General features: G+C 42.0%; 4 protein-coding genes. All 4 read left to right on the top strand.

Features of this window, described 5'->3' with window-relative positions; translation table 11 throughout:
- A partial coding sequence (locus tag HMPREF9538_RS15420; protein WP_009484950.1) for a hypothetical protein occupies nt 1–374 on the top strand: 374 nt, incomplete at its 5' end.
- Nucleotides 375–437: 63 nt separating this feature from the next.
- Complete coding sequence (locus HMPREF9538_RS28795; protein WP_009484951.1) at nt 438–974, top strand: repressor of phase-1 flagellin; 537 nt, start codon at nt 438–440, stop codon at nt 972–974.
- A gap of 17 nt (nt 975–991) precedes the next feature.
- The gene (locus tag HMPREF9538_RS15415; RefSeq protein WP_032457078.1) at nt 992–1294 is read left to right on the top strand and encodes a hypothetical protein; all 303 of its coding nucleotides are present in this window, start codon (nt 992–994) and stop codon (nt 1292–1294) included.
- 306 nt (nt 1295–1600) lie between these two features.
- Nucleotides 1601–2254, top strand: coding sequence for a hypothetical protein (locus tag HMPREF9538_RS15410; RefSeq protein ID WP_009484953.1), 654 nt, complete (start codon nt 1601–1603; stop codon nt 2252–2254).
- The last annotated feature ends 58 nt before the right edge of the window (nt 2255–2312 follow it).

Consider the following 2312-nt stretch of genomic DNA (forward strand, 5'->3'; position numbering starts at 1 on the left):
GGGGGGTTTTGGGGGATATGTGTATGAAAGAGTATATGGATAGTAAATTGCCTGAAACCATTACAAAACAACAAGGTGAGACGCCCAAGACCGAGAAGACGGTTAGCTGTCATCTCAAACTCACACCAGAAGCTGACAGACGACTGCTGAAGCTTCAATATCTGCTGCGGGCAGAAAACCTAAAGCTATCAAAAACCGGTATTATAAATCACCTTCTTGAAAACCTTAACGTTGAATATTTAAGCAAAGACCTGTCTGACATTTTTGGTGACAAGGTCAGAAACGATATCGTTCAGGTTTTTCTTAATTCAGAAATGAATGATGATGATCTAAAAATCTTAAAGCAGATGGAAAGAAACAACAAAAAGAAATAAAATATATAACAGCGCGTCCATTCGGGCGTGCTTTGAATTTAGTTTAATAGTTGGTTATAGAGAATGAATACTCGTACCGATTTTACTTACGGCATAAATGCCGAGTCCGAGAGAAACCTAGCATCCACGCTGGAGTATTTCAAAGACGCCCAGAGGCGAAAATTAGGTGTAAGAGTTGTCACCGCTAACGAGATGACTTTTCAAATGATTGTCTCTGGCTTCGACTTAAAATCGTACCGTGTCTATTTAAGCCCGGTGTCAGATGACCATAAGGCTAATCGCGTCATCATCCCTGTCGACTACATAATCACAGCAGAGAGAATCGCAGTCTCAGATGTCGACACAGCCTATAAGGGTCAGTTGACGATAAGACGAGGTGATTTGGAGGATGCGGGCTACAAGCGATCGGGTCGCGACTTCTTTCAGGTCATACGGTACGCCCACCAGCAGGGAAAGTCCATAAGGGTCTATCTCTCAGACAACCGAGTCATCGAAGGCGTGTCTACAGGCATGAATGAACAATCAGTAGGTGTAAGGTTGCCAGAGGGAAATCTCATCCAGATTTTCTATGATTGGGTTGACCGAATTACCCCCATTTAACGAACTCAGGAATGAAAATGACTTATAAAGCCATCACAGCATATCTTATTCTTTCAAGCGCCATGTTCACTTCATCATCATTCGCAAGTGAGGGGCCTAGAATGGCGAGAGTCCTCACGAATGTATCCGCCACCATTTGCACAGATCCAGAGAGGAGAAGTGAGTGCTATTCGATTATATCGGCCGTCGCAGAGATGTCGAGAATGGTTGGAGAGACCGCAGCCAACTGCGGGGATGACGTGAGTAGTGATGTCTGCATCTACAGCAAGACGGATACTTTAATCATACAAAACTGGTATGATGCCTACGGGAAAAAATAATCTATAAGGTAATAATGCCGACCAAGTGTCGGTATTTTTATATGCATGACCTCCCTTTAATTAATTAAATCTTACCGCTCGAGCCTCACGTTATATATAAGGGTAAAAGCCTCGTTTGGTTATTTATTTAGGGAACACCTTCCAGCTATACGCGTTTTTTTCTAAGACTTTACTTTTTTGCGATTCATTAAAAAAAAGCTTGCGTAAAATTTTCATACGTCGATAATGGAACCCAACGAAACGACACAAACAAATAAACGTTTCGAATCTGGCGAAAGCCAATCAATTTAAATAAAGGAAAATAAAATGACTACTCTTAACAATCTCAAAAAATCCGACGTCCTGAATGCTGCAATCGTTGTATCAAAAGAATTGAGCGCAAGCGCGAAAGCGATGGAAATCAAATTTAACGAGCGTTTCTCTGCTGGTATGGATACCAAGAAGGACAAAGCGGATCTGCGTGCTGCGCAAACAAAAAGCGCTTACTTTGATAACAACATTCTGGAAGCGATGCGCGACGAAAAACAATGTGGTGTTTTTTACTTCTCCATTAAAATCGCGAAAAAAGATCCTGAATTGTTTTTCCGTGAAACGTTAGCGAATAGCTATGCACTCGAAAAACTGGCGTATCTGATGGCTTCCATGGCTTCTGGTAAATGTGTATTCAATAGCGCGCTTTCTACTAACTCACGCGTTTTCGCGATGATTGAGATCATCAAGAAAGATCCGACAACGTTCAGCAATGGCGACGTTTTCAAGATCATGAACAAAGCAAAACAAGAAAACGAGATGAAACCAGATGCAACATACACACAAGCCAATCAGCTGATCAAGTTATTCCGCGATTTGGGAATCGTGGAAGCGATCAAAGATGGCGGAAAATCTGAATTTGGCATGGCTAAATTCAAGTTTATTAAAAATGATTTGTTTAACCACATCGCCACCAGCTTCAGCAAGTAACCAGACAAGCGCCAGAAATGGCGCTTTTTTTGTTTCCGCTATAAAGCCACCAGCGCCC

Source organism: Klebsiella sp. MS 92-3 (genome assembly GCF_000195655.1).
Lineage (GTDB): Bacteria > Pseudomonadota > Gammaproteobacteria > Enterobacterales > Enterobacteriaceae > Klebsiella > Klebsiella pneumoniae.

What these genes read in the sequence shown, in the direction of transcription:
- HMPREF9538_RS28795 (WP_009484951.1), top strand. Translation starts at nt 438, where the DNA reads ATGAATACTCGTACCGATTTTACTTACGGCATAAATGCCGAGTCCGAG.
- HMPREF9538_RS15415 (WP_032457078.1), top strand. Translation starts at nt 992, where the DNA reads ATGACTTATAAAGCCATCACAGCATATCTTATTCTTTCAAGCGCCATG.
- HMPREF9538_RS15410 (WP_009484953.1), top strand. Translation starts at nt 1,601, where the DNA reads ATGACTACTCTTAACAATCTCAAAAAATCCGACGTCCTGAATGCTGCA.